General features: G+C 45.6%; 17 protein-coding genes and 1 riboswitch. Of the genes, 9 read left to right on the top strand and 8 right to left on the bottom strand.

Annotation, left to right across the window (positions count from 1 at the left end; all coding sequences use genetic code 11):
• Nucleotides 1-19 precede the first annotated feature (19 nt).
• From BS614_RS21055 to BS614_RS21045, 3 genes are read left to right on the top strand one after another with little or no spacing between them, the layout of a single operon-like run.
• Nucleotides 20-421 carry a DUF350 domain-containing protein gene (locus BS614_RS21055; RefSeq protein ID WP_036613690.1) on the top strand — a complete coding sequence of 134 codons (402 nt, stop codon included), beginning with the start codon at nt 20-22 and terminating at the stop codon, nt 419-421.
• Nucleotides 422-444: 23 nt separating this feature from the next.
• On the top strand, nt 445-951 hold the full coding sequence (locus tag BS614_RS21050; protein ID WP_074095447.1) for a DUF4178 domain-containing protein: 507 nt from the start codon (nt 445-447) through the stop codon (nt 949-951).
• Nucleotides 952-962: 11 nt separating this feature from the next.
• Nucleotides 963-1703 carry a DUF4247 domain-containing protein gene (locus tag BS614_RS21045; RefSeq protein WP_017688102.1) on the top strand — a complete coding sequence of 247 codons (741 nt, stop codon included), beginning with the start codon at nt 963-965 and terminating at the stop codon, nt 1701-1703.
• Nucleotides 1704-1817: 114 nt separating this feature from the next.
• Here the strand turns inward: BS614_RS21045 and BS614_RS21040 are convergent, their stop codons facing one another.
• Nucleotides 1818-2114, bottom strand: coding sequence for an HNH endonuclease (locus tag BS614_RS21040; protein WP_074095446.1), 297 nt, complete (start codon nt 2112-2114; stop codon nt 1818-1820).
• Between the two features lie 194 nt (nt 2115-2308).
• On the opposite strand from BS614_RS21040, the gene BS614_RS21035 reads away from it, so the two are divergent.
• Nucleotides 2309-3598, top strand: coding sequence for a molybdopterin molybdotransferase MoeA (locus tag BS614_RS21035; protein ID WP_074096942.1), 1290 nt, complete (start codon nt 2309-2311; stop codon nt 3596-3598).
• Between the two features lie 6 nt (nt 3599-3604).
• Nucleotides 3605-4138, top strand: a complete 534-nt coding sequence (gene mobB / locus BS614_RS21030) for a molybdopterin-guanine dinucleotide biosynthesis protein B (protein WP_084174663.1) — start codon at nt 3605-3607, stop codon at nt 4136-4138.
• A gap of 243 nt (nt 4139-4381) precedes the next feature.
• On the opposite strand, the gene xerS is transcribed toward mobB, so the two are convergent.
• Nucleotides 4382-5488 (bottom strand): tyrosine recombinase XerS, encoded by a 1107-nt coding sequence (xerS, locus tag BS614_RS21025; RefSeq protein ID WP_074095445.1) that lies wholly within the window; start codon nt 5486-5488, stop codon nt 4382-4384.
• Between the two features lie 178 nt (nt 5489-5666).
• On the opposite strand from xerS, the gene BS614_RS21020 reads away from it, so the two are divergent.
• The 4 genes from BS614_RS21020 (at nt 5667) to BS614_RS21005 (ending at nt 10009) form a co-directional block, all read left to right on the top strand.
• Complete coding sequence (locus BS614_RS21020) at nt 5667-6155, top strand: GNAT family N-acetyltransferase (RefSeq protein ID WP_074095444.1); 489 nt, start codon at nt 5667-5669, stop codon at nt 6153-6155.
• A gap of 78 nt (nt 6156-6233) precedes the next feature.
• On the top strand, nt 6234-7007 hold the full coding sequence (locus tag BS614_RS21015; RefSeq protein WP_074095443.1) for an SDR family NAD(P)-dependent oxidoreductase: 774 nt from the start codon (nt 6234-6236) through the stop codon (nt 7005-7007).
• Between the two features lie 134 nt (nt 7008-7141).
• Nucleotides 7142-8035, top strand: a complete 894-nt coding sequence (locus tag BS614_RS21010; RefSeq protein ID WP_074095442.1) for an aldo/keto reductase — start codon at nt 7142-7144, stop codon at nt 8033-8035.
• A gap of 627 nt (nt 8036-8662) precedes the next feature.
• Entirely contained in the window at nt 8663-10009 is a 1347-nt protein-coding gene (locus tag BS614_RS21005) for an amino acid permease (protein ID WP_074095441.1), read from the top strand.
• 56 nt (nt 10010-10065) lie between these two features.
• Here BS614_RS21005 and BS614_RS21000 read toward each other — a convergent pair whose 3' ends face one another.
• From BS614_RS21000 to BS614_RS20975, 6 genes are all read right to left on the bottom strand, one after another.
• Nucleotides 10066-10827 (bottom strand): YqcI/YcgG family protein, encoded by a 762-nt coding sequence (locus BS614_RS21000; protein WP_036613709.1) that lies wholly within the window; start codon nt 10825-10827, stop codon nt 10066-10068.
• Nucleotides 10828-10909: 82 nt separating this feature from the next.
• Nucleotides 10910-11536 (bottom strand): LysE family translocator, encoded by a 627-nt coding sequence (locus tag BS614_RS20995; protein WP_017688112.1) that lies wholly within the window; start codon nt 11534-11536, stop codon nt 10910-10912.
• A 139-nt stretch (nt 11537-11675) separates the two neighbouring features.
• On the bottom strand, nt 11676-12284 hold the full coding sequence (locus BS614_RS20990; RefSeq protein ID WP_074095440.1) for a DUF1989 domain-containing protein: 609 nt from the start codon (nt 12282-12284) through the stop codon (nt 11676-11678).
• 134 nt (nt 12285-12418) lie between these two features.
• A complete protein-coding gene (locus tag BS614_RS20985; RefSeq protein WP_074096940.1) occupies nt 12419-13915 on the bottom strand; it encodes an amidase in 1497 nt (498 codons plus the stop codon).
• A 321-nt stretch (nt 13916-14236) separates the two neighbouring features.
• Nucleotides 14237-15217 carry a DMT family transporter gene (locus BS614_RS20980; protein WP_074095439.1) on the bottom strand — a complete coding sequence of 327 codons (981 nt, stop codon included), beginning with the start codon at nt 15215-15217 and terminating at the stop codon, nt 14237-14239.
• Nucleotides 15218-15361: 144 nt separating this feature from the next.
• Nucleotides 15362-15515: riboswitch (FMN riboswitch) on the bottom strand.
• An 84-nt stretch (nt 15516-15599) separates the two neighbouring features.
• Complete coding sequence (locus tag BS614_RS20975) at nt 15600-16100, bottom strand: DinB family protein (RefSeq protein WP_074095438.1); 501 nt, start codon at nt 16098-16100, stop codon at nt 15600-15602.
• Nucleotides 16101-16132 lie beyond the last annotated feature (32 nt).

Below are 16132 nucleotides of genomic sequence, written 5' to 3'. Positions count from 1 at the left end.
ATATGTGGGGGCTGTGTAAATGGATTTGAATATTTTAGCGATGCTGGTCTGGACCGGTTCTGGTTCGGTTTTGCTGTTTGTCTTGATGTATGTAGATTCACTGTTCACGAAATATAAGGATTTTGCTGAAGTTAAGGCTGGCAATATGGCAGTAACCACACGTATGGTGATGAAATTATTTGCACAAGGGTATGTACTCGCTACGTCCATTTCTACGGCTGGTCATCTTGGAGAAGCATTGTTGGTCTCCGTTGTATCCTTTATCATTTTGTTGATTCTGGAGAGTGTTGTACACTTTATGATTCGCAAATGGGCCAATCTGGATCTGGATACGGGAATTCAGCAAGGGAAGACAGGATACGGGTTGTTCTCTGGCGCTTTACATATCGTGGGCGCACTGATTATTGCAGCTTGTTTATAAGATAAGGAACAGGAGTAATTCTCATGAGTGTATGGAAACGAATTAAAGGAATACTAACGAAAGCTGAACCACCGCAGGCAGAGAAAACGATGCTTCAGCTTTCACCTGGTGATATCTGTGAGGTTTCTCTGGTCACTTATGAAGTTGTTGGTCGGGTACAAAATCGTGCTCGAAATGCAGTTGTACTCACGCTGCAGGATGGTACCGCATTTCGATATTTGCATATCGAAGAACGCGAACTCACACGTTACGCCCTATACACACCAATTGATGGCAGGCTTGATGCACCTGATGAGGTGCCTACATTGCTGGACCTGGATGGTCGCGCATATCATCTGGAGGAAGAGTATGGAGGCATGGTATCAACGGCAGGTAGAACTCCATATGGTCAGGCTGGAGAACAATTGGTATGGCAGTATCAGTCGGATGATAATATGCTTCTTCGCGTGGAGTGGCAAGACAGAAGATTTACACTGTATGAGGGTGAGTCCATTCTTCCTGCGGATATCAAAGTGATTCGTTCGAGCTAGGAGAGGTTCCAATGAAAAAACGCTTGGCACATGGATTAAAATTAATGCTGGTCCTCAGCCTTGTGATGTCTCTGTTGTCCGCGTGCGGAGCAGCACCTTCTGTTCAGGACACATATCCGCTTGAATCGGTTAACGGCAGTGGTAACTCAACGTCCTATGTGTACCGGGCTTCGGACCGTACCGTGCCGGAAGTGGCTCAGGAATTGTCTGACCAGCGGCAACCGGATCAGATATCGGCAGAGAACACTGAGCGTATGTTCCTCGTGTATCAGGACGAGTATTATCACCTGCAACAAGACCCGAACAAGCCGGAGGATACCTTGGTTGAGGTGGACTCCAAGGAATATGTTCGGCAGAACTACGATTCATCTTTTTTACAAGGTTATCTCACCGCTACATTAATTGGTAATCTGTTCGATTCTTTTGGCGGGCGAGGTTATGGCAACTATCGAGGATATACCAATAAAGATACGTATAAACCGAGTGCAGGATCTTATCGTGCACCAACAAGTAATGACAAGAAGCTTGCTCCACCTATTACTGTTGATCGGAAAGGTACGATTACAAGGCGCGGAAGCGATAAAGATTCAAGCGTGGGATCTGGCGGAGGATTATTCAACCGCAACAAGGATCAGAGCAAGGGAACCATTGATCGCAACAAGAGCAGTGGTGGGTTGTTTGATTCACCTAAGAAATCCTATAAAAAACCAAAAACCAGAGTGGGCGGCGGACGAATTAAGAGGCGAAGATAATGATTTAATTATAAGCTTGGCTGCCCAACATATAGTTCAATCCAAAAAGAACAGGAAAAGGTATGACGGATTTATCTCTATCCGCGCATTTACCTTGGAGCTGTTCTTTTTTCTTTACGACTTGCGAACATGATTGGACTTGCGTACGCGGGGAATCGTTGTAGCAGGTTGTTTGCGAATCCAGCGGATAAATGGAATCATTCGTTCATCCTGTCTCAAGGATTGCAGATCCGTGAGACCAAGGGTTACAATGTCGCGATTGGTGTATAGCGAATGAATCTGTTTGTGACAGGGGATGCACAGGTTGGCCGTTGGTAGAAATGTTCCGCCCATTTCTTTGGGTGTCAGATGATGAACGGTCGTGTTTACAGGTTCTCTTCCGCATAATTCACATCGATTACTTATGATCATCGCCTCCCTTTGTCACTTATATTATGGGCAGACAAGATGCCTTTCATGTTGAACATAGGTCAAGGAATGTTACACCTGTAAGAAATAAGATTTTGTCACAGGATTCAATAAGTGATGTACTTGTTATCTTACAGTATTCGGGCTACACTTTCTTAAAGGATGATAGTCTTTAGGAGGTAAGAATACTTTTGAAAATGAACTCACATTCACATGATATGACAACTGCCAAATTCAATCGAACAGCTGTACAGGTACCGGATGCCCAAGCCAAAATAGCTGCAAGAGTTACTGTAGGCTCCATAGAGAAAGTTCATCTTGAATCTGCTCATGGCCGCACACTTGCAGAGACGATTCAGGCACCCCATCCGTATCCATTCTTCCGGAGATCGGGTATGGATGGATTCGCTATTCTAAGTACAGATACCATAGATGCATCCAGTGATCGTCAAGTTTGGTTTAGAGTAATTGACGAAATTCCATGCGGCTACACCTCGGACCACACCATTGTTTCAGGTACAACGGCTCGCATCATGACCGGTGCACAGGTTCCGGAAGGTGCGGATGCGGTAGTCATGATGGAGATGACCGAGAGCAAGGTAGAGGACGGAGAACAATGGATTGCATTGAAACGGCACATATTATCGGGTGCTAACATCACCCCGATCGGACTGGAAGTCCAAGAAGGACAGCAACTGCTCGAAGCAGGAGCGATCATCAGGGCAGGAGAGCAGTCCGTGTTAGCTACTTTTGGCATAGCAGAAGTCCCCGTTTTTCAACGTCCAAAGGTGGCGATATTCGCAACCGGCACGGAATTGCTTGATGTAGATGAGCCATTACAACCAGGTCGGATTCGGAACAGCAACAGTTACATGCTGCGCTCTCTGGTTGTTGAAGCAGGTGGAGAGCCTGTGATGTACGGTTCTATTGCAGACGATGTGAATACGGCAAGGGCCAAACTGGAAGAAGCCATTCAAGATAATGATATCGTGGTGACCACAGGCGGTGTATCCGTCGGGGATTATGATATTATGGGTGAACTTGTGCTGGAAGAACATGTGGAGATGTTGTTTAACAAAGTGACGATGCGACCAGGCAGTGTGACCACAGCAGCTGTATATAAAGAAAAATTGCTGTTTGCACTTTCGGGTAACCCGGGGGCTTGTTTTGTAGGTTTTGGTCTGTTTGTTCGTCCAACTATTCGTTCCATGCAGGCGGATGCTCATCCTTATATGGAAGAATGGACTGCGATCTTGGAAGAAGAATACACCAAAGTGAACAATTTTACACGATTCGTTCGTGGACGCACAGAGATCCGCAACGGAATGGTGTACGCGATACCGGCTGCCGCCCGTGTAGATGAATCCAGCGTGATGATCACCATTAAGGACAGTGATTGTCTGATTGTTGTTCCTCCTGAGAAAAAAGGCATTCCTGCGGGTGAGCAGGTACGAATTCTCAAACTGCCCTCAGGTCATGTGAGGTAGTGGTAGATGACTACAATGAGTGATACAAAGCCACATATCATACAGATTGTTGGATACAAAAACACGGGCAAGACAACCCTGACAGCCGCGCTGATCGGGTACTTTTCTTCTATGGGACTTAAAGTAGCAGCAATTAAGCATGATGGACATGACCATTTTGAGATGGATCAAGAAGGAACGGATTCGTATCGATTTGGAGAGGCTGGGGCCTCGGCGGTGGTTGTTATGTCGGAGAAACGTACTGCGATTATGGAGCGACAGGCAACCAAGCTGGAGGATATGCTGAGCTATCTGTCGGGTTATGATTGGATTGTTGTTGAAGGATTCAAGGATGCTTCTTATCCCAAATTCGTGATGGTTCGAGAAGAGAAAGATCTGAACTTGGTTGATCAGCTTAAAGGGGTAGTGGGTATGATCTCATGGTTACCTTCAGAGCAGTTTATAGAGCAGAGCACCGTAAGCAGAGATATAACATGGTACTCGGTTCATGAAACTGAGGATATAGCCAAAGCGTTGTTAGCGATGGTTGAGAGCGAGTGAAGGCAGAATCGTGAATTCGAATCGTAGAAACGTCAAGAAGTGGGATATTATGGTCGCTGGATATGATTGAATGTACAGAGAGTAAGATTGATCCCTTTGAAATAACGTAATTATTATTATGTAAACTGAATTATTTCTTGCTTGCGCTCTTCTCCTTGAATGAGGCAAAAAAACAAAAAGCAGCAGACCTTTCTCGGATCGAAATCCTTGATGCGGTTTGCTGCTTTTATTATGTTTGGGATGTTACATCCCGTCATCAGTACGACGTTCGATGGCTTCGGACATCGTTTTGTCGGTAAGGTGAGCATAGATCTCGGTTGTTTCCGTAGAAGCGTGTCCAAGCTGCTCCTTCGTTTTGTAAATATCATTTTGCAAATAATAGTCGGTTGCGAATGAGTGGCGTAATTTGTGCACGGTCAAGTAGGGTTTGCCAAAGCGCTTGGCGTATTTCATGATCATGGCCTGAATCGCTCTTTTGGTCATTCGACTGCCTTCTGAATCTCCGTTACGCAAAGCAATGAACAGACCTTTCTCCCGCTTGGGCGTACGGTAACGTGATTGCCGCAGGTTCATATAAGTTGCGAGTTCGTCCTTGGCTTGCTCCCTGAAATAAACGGGTGTTTTGTACGTCTCATCATTGTTACCTTTGCGATAAACATACAGGAGTTTGTTGTTCAGATCGAGATCATCGACGTTCAGGTTCACAACTTCCGACACCCGTAAGCCGGAATTCAGAATCAGGCTGGCAATACAGGCGTCCCGTTCTTTGTTGATTTCATGGGAGTACAGTGCCTGTTTGTTCTTCTCCATATCAACAGCGTAACCTTCAAGGATATAGCCGATAAATTCCAGCAGTTCCTCTTCCTCCAGAATTTTACCTTTGAGTTTGGCAGCGGTGTCCTTGGGTTTATGGGTACGCTTGATCTCGATTTTGGCCATAATGTTCCGCTTCAGCAAAGGATAAAAGTCTTCATCTTCCGCAATCTGGCTCAGGTAATGGAAAAGGGAGCGAAGGGAAGAGAGTTTGCGAGAGACGGTAATTCTGGAGTTTGTTCCTTCCCGTTTGGTTGTGAGAAATAACCGATAGGCGGTAACTGAATCCATGCGTAGGACTTCCAGTTCATTCAAAGTTACTTCTTTATTAGAACTTGCCTCGGACAGCCCTTCTGCTCGCAACCATCCAAAGAAAGCTTCGTAATCTCTCAGATATTCGAGCAGGGTAGAGGGGGACAGGTCAGGCAGCTTGTAGTCCATGAATTGCTGAACGAACCAAGGCATGGAAGGTAGTTTGTCATCCAGCTTGCGTCGATCAATCTCTTTTTGCACGTTGGTCAAGTTCGACACCTCCATGTGAAAAACATATAAAATGAATATTCAATTTAATAGTATTCTATGCTCTAGTGTACCATAATTTACATGCTCACAGCTTGTTCACCAAAGCAGGCAGTAAGTAGAGTATGCTTCCTTGCCCTTCGGCGCGTAAACCTTTAAAGTAATTAGTATACGTAGAGCAGAGGAGGTGAACCGGATGAATATGAAAATAGAACTGGTTCCCCGGGAACGAAGTCAGGTGATTCGTCATTTAATGCAATTTTATCTATATGATTTTACTAAATATCTGAATATTGACGTGGACAGTAACGGCATTTTTCCGGAATATCCCGGTCTGGAGGCATTCTGGGCAGAAGAGGACAGCAAGTTTCCTTTTTTGATTACAAGTGATGGGGCACCTGCAGGGTTTGCTCTGGTGGAAAAATTGGAGCCTGGAAGTAAGGATAACGACTACTATTTGACTGAGTTTTTTGTGATGCAAAAATATCGGCGCAGTGGGGTGGGCACTCGGGCAGCCTATGAGCTGTTTAAACGTTTTCCAGGAAGATGGAAAGTGACTCAGGTTCGTAACAATGTCATTGCGCAGGCGTTCTGGCGAAAAATTATAGGGGATTATACCGGAGGCCGTTTTCGAGAAAAGTTCCATCCGGAGCTAGGCAATCCAAGCCAGTATTTTGTAACCTGATTCCTATCGGGGTTTACCTACATATAAAGCATTCTGCTTGAATGCTGAAATAAAGAATCTGATGAAGGAGTGAGTGGCATGAACGTACCCACATTCCATCTTGATGGACAGACAGCACTGGTGACAGGTGCGGGGAGAGGAATCGGAAAAGCAATTGCGATTGGACTTGCCCAGTCAGGCTGTGACGTTGTACTTGTATCTCGTACAATGAAAGAAATTGAGGAGACAGCCGCCTATATCTATGAACAGACAGGGCGTAAAGCGCTAGCTCTGACGGCGGATGTGACATCAAAAGAACAAATGGAAGAGACGTTTCAAGAGGCGATCTCGGAGATGGGTAGTCTGGACATTCTGGTGAATAACGCAGGTATGAACATACGGACTCCAGCACTTGAAGTGACGGACGAGCAGTGGGAGACCATCATGCAGACAAACTTAAAATCGGCTTTCTTCGCTTCGCAATTGGCGGGTCAGCATATGAAAGAACGTGGGACTGGGAAGATCATTAACATCTCTTCGGTAGGCGGTCACACGGCTTTGCGGACAGGGGTTGTATATGGCGCGACCAAAGCTGCGTTAATTCATATGACCAAAGTGCTCGCACTGGAATGGGGCAAGTATGGAATCCGTGTCAATTCAGTAGGACCATGGTATTTCCGAACACCTCTGACTGAAAAACTGCTGGATGATCCCCAGTATTTGCAGGAAATTGTAAGCCGTACACCGCTACAGCGAGTGGGAGAACTCGAAGAAGTGGTAGGGCCGGTTGTATTCCTGGCATCAGATGCAGCGGGATACATAACGGGTCAGACGTTATTGGTTGACGGTGGAATGTCCATTTATGGCTTCTAAGTAAATGAAGTTGGTTGTAGTTTAGAAAAGTGGGTGGCATAACCAACTCATGGGTAATAACATAAGGGAAGTTGAAGTTAATCTGTATTTCTATTTATCTGTACCCAATTCACTGAACTTGGAGGAAGATAACCATGGAAACGCGCAAGTACGGTAATACTGGCATGAACGTAAGTACACTTGGATTTGGCGGAGCGGAAATAGGCAAAAATGTATCCAAAACGGATGTAGCAACATTGCTGAATAGTGCCCTGGATGCTGGATTAAACGTGATAGACACGGCTGAATGTTACGGTGACAGCGAGGAATTAATCGGCGAGGTGTTGTCACGTCGGCGTGATGACTACTATTTATTCACCAAATGTGGACATGCTGCCGGGATCGAAGGTCCGGATTGGGATGCCAAAGTACTGGAGCAAACGATTGACCGTAGTCTGAAACGGCTGAAAACCGACTATGTGGATGTTATCCATTTGCATAGCTGCTCCGAAGAAGTACTCCGACAAGGAGCAGTGATCGAAGTGCTACAGCGTGCCAAGGAATCAGGTAAGACCAGGTTTATCGGATACAGTGGGGATACAACAGATGCGCTATATGCGATTCAGACCGGAGTATTTGACAGTCTGGAGACTTCATTAAATATCGCAGATCAGGAAGCAATTGATCTTACGTTGCCTGAGGCAAGAAAAAGAAACATGGGTGTAATCGCGAAAAGACCAATTGCCAATGCGGCCTGGACGTATGAAACACTTTCGGAAGAGGCTTATCCATTTATATACTGGAAGCGCTTAAGCGAACTTAACTATGGTTTTCTGGGTGAAGATGCCCAGGCAGCGGTGGAGACAGCACTGCGTTTTACGCTAAGTACTGAAGGTGTAGACACAGCTATTGTAGGAACAGCCAAGCCCAATCGCTGGCAGCAAAATGCTGATCTTGTGGCTAAGGGGCCACTCCTGCAGGAACTGTATGATGATATTAGAGCACGATGGAAAGAAATCGCCGGAGCAGATTGGACTGGCCGGACTTAATTTGGAAATATTCGCGAAGCCGCCATTATGGCGGCTTTTTTTATGAAAAAAATATAAAATATTTTCAACATATGAAAAATTCACAACAATTATTGGAAAAGAGGCTGTGAAAAATAATAGAGAACAATACCTATACGTCAGCTTAGTCCGAAACGGGTGAAAAAGGATGAAAGAGGAAAATCCCAGGAAGTAGCCCTTCTTTAAAACAACTAAATCTATAAAAAACGATAAAGCTATTGAGATAATACAAAAAATAGGCAGTCTGCGTTCAATTTAAAAGAAATAACGACTTAATTTATAAAATTTCAACATATGAAAAATTCACAATAGAAAAATCAGTTTCTCACCTTAGTTACCATCGCTCATACAGCCACATTGACACACCACCAAGTTTAAAATGGAAACCATTCTAAGCGATTGAAGTCAACCACTTTTTTTGTAGATTTAAATCAAATTGAAAATATAACTTTATGAATAATGCCTAAAAGCATACAGCTTAAATTCATTATCAGAATGATTATAACATATTTATTATTATGTAAACTAACAATAATTCTTTTGGCAATACAGACATAAAACCTCCATGACCTGTAAATCGTAAGGGGATAAGGCAGAAGGAGGAGCTTCATGAAAAGTCAGCAACACCGTAAAAACGACGACGAAAAACTAAGTTGGTTCAGCCTATCCTTGTTTGGCGCGGGTTGCACACTGGGAACGGGATTTTTTCTTGGAACCAGTCTCGCGATTCATTGGGCCGGCATATCCGTACTTATATTGTTGGTGCTGGCGGCGGCAGGTACTTACTTTGTATTTGGTGCGCTGGCACAGATGACTGCAGATGATCCAAAGGAAGGCGCTTTTCGAACGTATGCGGGCGAAGCATTCGGACCTTGGGCTGGTTTTGGTAGTGGATGGATGTACTGGTTCTCTGAAATGCTCATCATGGGCAGCTCATTAACGGCACTTGGGCTGTTCTCTCAATTCTGGTTTCCCAAGTTTCCGCTATGGGCATTTGTTGCGATCTATGCCGCTATAGGTCTGTTCATTGCTGCACTGGGAGCGAAGGGATTAACCAAAACGGAGAATATTCTTGCTGTAATCAAACTTGCTGCAACGGTTGCATTTATAGCTATAGCAGGAGCGGCTTGTCTGGGTTGGTTACCTGTAAAAGTCACACCCGAGCAATTGAAGAATGAATGGTTCCCGCATGGGGGGAAAGGCGTATGGACCGGTTTTATCTATGCATTCTTTGCTTTTGCCGGAATCGAGGTTATGGGCTTGATGGCAGCTAACCTGAAAGAACCAAAAGATGCAGTGAAATCAGGTCGAGTAATGTTATTATCGGTCAGTACACTCTATGTGATTTCAATTGCGTTGATCCTGTTGCTTGTACCTTCAGCTCAGTTAACTCCAGATGAAAGTCCGCTTGTCAAAGCCATGTCAACCATTGGATTCACTGTTGTGGTCCACATTCTCAACGGAATTCTGATTATAGCCGGATTCTCGACGATGGTGGCTTCGTTATATGCCATTACGTCCATGTTGGTGAAACTCGCGGAAGATGGAGATGCACCAAAGCTGTTCACGAAGACCTGGGGAAAAAAGGACATGCCACTTCAAGCATTGTGTTGCACAGCGGCTGGATTAGTCCTATCTACGTTGATGGCATTATGGATGCCCAAGAGTTTGTTTGAATATGTGACGACAGCAGGTAGTCTGGTATTAATGTATACATGGCTACTCATCTGCATCACGTACATTAAAAAAATGAAGCCCGTGAAGTGGAATCGCATCAAAGTGTGGATTGCCATAGTGTTAATTGTGGCTGCTGTGGCTGGGACAGCGATGGAAAAAGCCAGCAGAACGGGTCTGCTGGCAAGTGTGGGACTTTTGGTGTTCCTTGGGATCATCACGTATGTTGTTTATAAGGTACGTGGCTCGAAACCACCACAGTCAGCTCCATCCAAACCATAAGCAACTCTCAGCAACTCTTGTGGAGGTCGTATAACGGATTAATGAGTGTTTTAAGGTTATTTCGTCAACTTGCCTAAGGCTTGCTTCATCCGCATGAATGGACATTTGGAAGGTGTCTGCTCATCATCAGGCAGGAAATACTGTTTCCATTCCAGATTATCCTGCTGACCATACCACATCAGCGAAGGGTGAGCAGGTACAGCATCATACGCAGCGAGACGTTTGCGAATCAAGGTTTTCATTTTACGACCAAGAGGGGTGTTGTCATTAATGGATTCGAATACCCACCGCGGTTGAAAAGCAAACATGAGATAAGGAAAATGACGGCTGGCTCGGAGTTCATGTGCAGGAGTTGCACAGAAACAAAAGTAAGGCTCTCCGCCAAAGCAAAACTCCCATGATGAATCATGAGGATCGGTTGAAATATGTTCCGGCCACGGCTCGGTATCGTGTGAACTTACCCGATTAAGCATTTGCCAGAATAACGTCTGATATTGCTCTACGGTTGTATGATCTTTCAGATCACTTGGCGTCTCACAGATCACGACCATGGAAGCATAATGACCGGTGTCTCTGGAGACAGGACCATATTGTCTAAGCAGATCTGCCATATCTTCGGCAGCATGTTCAGATCGGGGGTCACACGTAAATCCGTACCTCAAATGTCCTGACAGAAACCCCATTCGTCCAGGTACACATGGATACGTATTATCTTCGTCGGCGATCATTTTACCAAATTGCGAATAAGCGTCCTGCTGCCAAGATGGAAGACGCTCAAACAAGGTGTTTATTTCGTCGGCACTATACAGCTCCGCCATTGATTCCCAACTCCATTCCACATGATACCGTTACAGTATTAATGTGGGGGAAGTTGGGTGACTGTCCAGCCTGATTTTGTTGTCAGAAAAAAATGGAACGTACAGCTTCGTACCCAAAATACAAACCAAATCCGATCAGGCAGATTCCCGAAATGATAGAGATCCAGCGCAATACATTCTCACTGCTATGTTTGTGGAATCGACTGGCCATGCCAGCCATAATGACATCCCACACCAGAATACCAATGAATATGCCTGAACTGTAGAGCAGCAAATGAGCCGTGTCCGTATGCTTCACAGTTGTCGCGAGAATAGAGCCGTAGATCCCAAGCCAAAATAAAATATTCAGTGGATTGGACAGGGCCATCAAAAATCCGGATATAAACGATTTCCGAACAGTCGCTTCCGCAGTAGATGTACCTTGAATGCCTTGCTTCAGCTTCGAGAGCGTTTCCACTCCCGTGTAAATCAGAATAAAACTGCCAAATGACCAGAGAAAAGAGCGCATGAACGGCGTGTCCAGAAAATGGGCAACTCCAAAATAAATCAGCAGCATATACACCAAGTCTGCAAACATAGCGCCGAGTCCTAGAATCCAGGCATGCATGAATCCGTGGCGGGCTCCACGGTCGAGTTGGGCGGCGTTAATCGGACCAATTGGAGCGGACAATGATATTCCCAGAATGATATAACTGAACAGTACAGACATAAACACGTTCACTCCTTAACGGGTTCGATGAATTGTACCAGTTGTCACAGAAAATGGGTACAAGTCATCGTATTCCCGCAAGGAGTGAATTAGAACAAACTACTTTTATCTCATACTGCGTCAAGGCCTTGTTATTCTGTTAAAGTTCCACATCCAATTGAATTGGGGTGCAGTTGTATCCGTTACATGAGCTTTCTTCACAAGGACAAGCAGAGAGCCCAATTGTGAGATCCATTAGTGCCTCCATCTCGATATAATCACCTGCACGAGAGTCGGGAGCTACAACATCAATTTTGCCTTCACTGTCTACAACGGACTTCATAAACAGGTTAAATGGATAGTGTTGATCTGGTGGTAGAATCCCGAAGGGTTCCAGTGCCGTGTTCAGGTTGTGATAACAACTCGCGTGATCCTTTTTGTCGTATAACACCTCATACATCTCGGGACGACAAGCGGAGTTAAAGAAATCATGTACCCCAACGGTGTCACGGACAATCTTGAGTAAAGGTTGGTATTGATTGGAATACACAAACTGTCCCGGTTTAATGCGGTAAGTACGCAATACGTCCATTGTCACGCCGGGGTCCAAGCGATGGTTAGCATCCGTAGCATCGTATGCCACAAAATCAATGACTTGTTGTCCCTCCAGATCCGTTATGCGTAGTAAAGAACCCTTGTTTACTTTCAGGGCATATCCCGTTTTGGCTGGGATACGATAAGACTGTTTATGGCGCTGATTCGTATTCATCTGTTACATTCCTCCGCTACTGTTTGCTTTCAGTATGCGGAGCAGATGATGCTTTCATGCACTTTTATGACGATGCACTCTGTACTCAGGCAGGAACATCCAATGGTAAATTTAACACACCACATAATACGTCTTTATGCTGGAAATAGTGGATTACCTCTCATCCCGATCCAGAGGTCTGATTGTTCAAGCTGTCCAGCCAGATGTAATAACCAATCTTCGCGTCCTTTGGTTGCCATCACTTGAACGCCCATTGGCAAACCTTCAGGTGTCATATGCAGAGGTACACTTATCGCAGGCTGGCCTGTCAGATTAGCAAGCTGGGTGAACGGTGTATACGTAAGACTTGGCTCAAACATTTCATAGATGAGTTGCTGCTGCTGGGTCTTGTCCAATTCACTAATTCGCATCAGATTACGGATCTGTTCGTCATGAGGCGTTAATTCACCAATCTTAGGCGCAGGAAAAGCATTAACGGGTGTGACGTAGAAGTCATAACGCTCAAATAAGGTGGACATCTGAGCTGCAGCTACATCCCATTCAGCTAAGCTATGTACAAATTCCGCAGCGGACACCTTTTTGCCTGCTTCAGCCAGAACCCAAGATTCAATCTCCATATCATCGGAGGTCAGAGCCCGGCCCATGGATCGTTCCATGGAAGAGATCATTGCAGCCATCTCACCGCTGTTCATCATGTAATAATTCTCCATCAACCGAACTCCGTTGACGGGACTCAGCTTTTCTTCAACATGATGACCTTGATCTTCCAACCAGCGAACGAGTTTGTATACAGACTCTTTGGCTTCTGCGCTGACAGGTGTTCCCACGGGCGAATCCGTTGTGTATGCAATTTTCAGTTTGCGTTGATGTGGATAGCTCATATCAGCCAAGTAACTGCCTGGAAAGAGTGGAGCATGGAACGCAGCTTCGGGCTGAATGACTTGTAACGTATCAAGCAATGCAGCACTGTCCCGAACCGAGCGAGAGAGGGCAAAATCAATCGATGCGCCTTGCCATTGACGACCAACTCCCGGTCCTACAGGTGTGCGCCCGCGGGTTGGCTTCAATCCAAACAATCCGCTAAAGGAAGCCGGGATACGAATCGAACCTCCTCCGTCACCGGCTCCGGCAAGAGGAACAATACCCGAAGCTACAGCGGCAGCTGCACCCCCACTTGAACCACCTGGGGAGTGATTGATATTCCATGGATTGCGAGTTGGACCATGAAGACGGGGCTCGGTAATATTTTTCAAACCAAATTCAGGCGTATTGGTATGTCCTATGAAGATAAAGCCTGCATCACGGAGTCGAGTGACAAAATTGGAATTGCGTAATGCACGATGCTCGCTGAACAAACGGGAGCCTGAAGTCAGAAATTCACCTTCCAAGGATTGCGAAATATCTTTCAAGAGCAGGGGAACCCCGGCAAAAGGTTGTTCTCCAGGGCGAACCAAACCGGCTTCCTCACGTGCGTGAGATTCATATGTACGAATAACCGCATTAAGTTGCGGATTCACTTCTTCAAGGCGTGCAAACGCCGCTTCCAGCATTTCAACCGGGGATACTTCCCGGGATCGGATCAGTTCAGCCAAACCTACGGCGTCGAAGGAGGTATATGAGAATGAAGACATCATGATCGTTCCTCTCTGAATATAATTCATCTGTTTATTCCATATGTCATCGTACCACCGGATTAGACAAAAGACAAAACATAGAAGAGACGTAGTGTGATGATATGCATATTCGTTATGAGGTTGGAGGGAAAAGAGGGGGATTTGCGTTTGCGAAATAGAGATAAAGCAAAGGGTTAATAGCTCATATTGCTAATTGAGAAAATGAACGAGTAATATCGAGTCATGGAAATAAAAAACCACTGCTCATCTAATTTGATGTGCAATGGTTTTATTTTATATTTGACTATTTGTTTATATGTGAACCTCAGATATATCCACTTACTCTGTACGCAGCTTCGGTGCAGCATCGGCCGCAGTTGATGATCTTTCCTGCTGTCTGGAAATGGCGAAGAGGGCCACCCAGATCAGGATAAAACCAAGCAGCTGCTCCCATGTAATCAGTGTACGGAAAGCAATCCAGTTCACCAACACACCCGCCATCGGGAAGCTAAGTTCTGCGAGAGTTGCAACAGATGCTTTGGTTGACGACAGACCTTTGTAATACAACAGAAGACTGAGCAGACCTGGTAACAATGCCTGACCGAGAATGTTGAGGATGACAGCAGTCTGTTCACCCGTTCCGGACGGAAACGTCCATGCGGCACCTTCGTTCCACGTCATAAAGATCAGGAGCGGGAGAGCAACGACAAAGCGAAGGGAGGTGACCGTTTCATAACGCGCCTGCCCCAGCATCAATCGTCCCATAACAGTTGAACCTCCCCATAAGGCAGCAGCCCCAAGGGACAACAAGCTTCCAGCATGAATCCAGTTGTCCCAGTTACCTAATGGCAATGTAAAGCCAAATGTAAGCAGGTACGTTCCTGCTAATGCTATGAAGAACAATCCACCGAAGCGACGTGGCAACGTTTCTTTTAATAAAAGTTTAGCCAGCACGATAGCGAAGAGTGGTTGCATTTTTTGCAATAAAAGCACCGTATTCGGATCGTTATGTGTAAGCGCCATGGTGAACAATACCGTTGCGAGTGCTGATCCTCCCCATGAGATAAAAATCACGGCAATCCAGTGGCGAGCACGCAGGTTTTTCAGGTCAGACCGGAATTTCCACAGTACGGGAATGGCAATAAGACTGACGATGATGTGTTCCACCAGTACAATCTGCGTTGATGTCATCGTATTTAGCAAAATAATGCGGAAGAGTGGGTCTACACCCCATAAGGCGGCGCCGAGAACTACAAGCCAGAATCCGGTATTACTTCGTTCCTTGCGGTAAACAGGTGATGCTGCTGATGTCTTTTCCATATTCAGGACTCCTTCGTCAGAACACGGAATCTTCAGTTGGCAAAATCGACAAAAGCCCCCGTTTTGGCATATACCAAATAAACGGGGGCTCATCCAAGGACATGCGTCAGGAAAGAGGCCTTCCCGTGAACGGCATGTCATTGTGTTGATCTTCTCTCATCCGGACTGTACCGTCGGCCTTGGATTCACACCAAGTCAGTCGCTAGATGTCCTTCGTTAAGAACAAATAGCGAGTCGCGGGCTGGTTCCGAAGAACATCACCGCCGGTTGGGAATTGCACCCTACCCCGAAGATCCTATTCAATTATATAGTGTGTTGAACAAGCTGTAACATTAATAAGTTCATCTTATTCCTGTAAGCGCTAGCAGTTCAAGCATTTTTTTTAGAAAACGATTTTCCAGCTTCCTTGCTGTCTGCGGAGGAGCACGATCTGACCTGCGTGATACGCATCATGGAGTACCCAGCGAGATAGTTCGTGTGCCCATTTCTCTTCGGAGTCCATATATGCCGCTTCAAGATCTGGTTCTTGTAGTGCAGCTAATTGATCTCGCAACTGCTGGGCTAATCGAGTTGTACCCTGTAGCAGTGTATTCCATCCAACTGCGTCCGTTGGATCTCCGGAATTCCCAAATGTGTATTCATTGGAGTCTACAGAAGGAAGGGTAGGCTCCTTACCTTGCATGCGACACAATAAGCGATGGTTGTAATAATACATATGGTTAACCAACTGCCAGATGCTCAATCCCCCTGCGGGTGGAATCCAGGCTGCTTGTTCTGCTGTAAGACCCTCCAAGGATTTCGACAAAGGTACAATCCAATTACATTGATCCCAGGTATCATCCTTTTGAATAAGTAACACATCTAGTGCTGTTGTTTTTGTCATTGCTTATTCCTCCTTGCGAATTATTGTGATTT

This window comes from Paenibacillus xylanexedens (genome assembly GCF_001908275.1).
In the GTDB taxonomy this organism is placed as follows: Bacteria; Bacillota; Bacilli; order Paenibacillales; family Paenibacillaceae; genus Paenibacillus; species Paenibacillus xylanexedens_A.
This window is presented reverse-complemented; position numbering and strand designations above follow the sequence as displayed.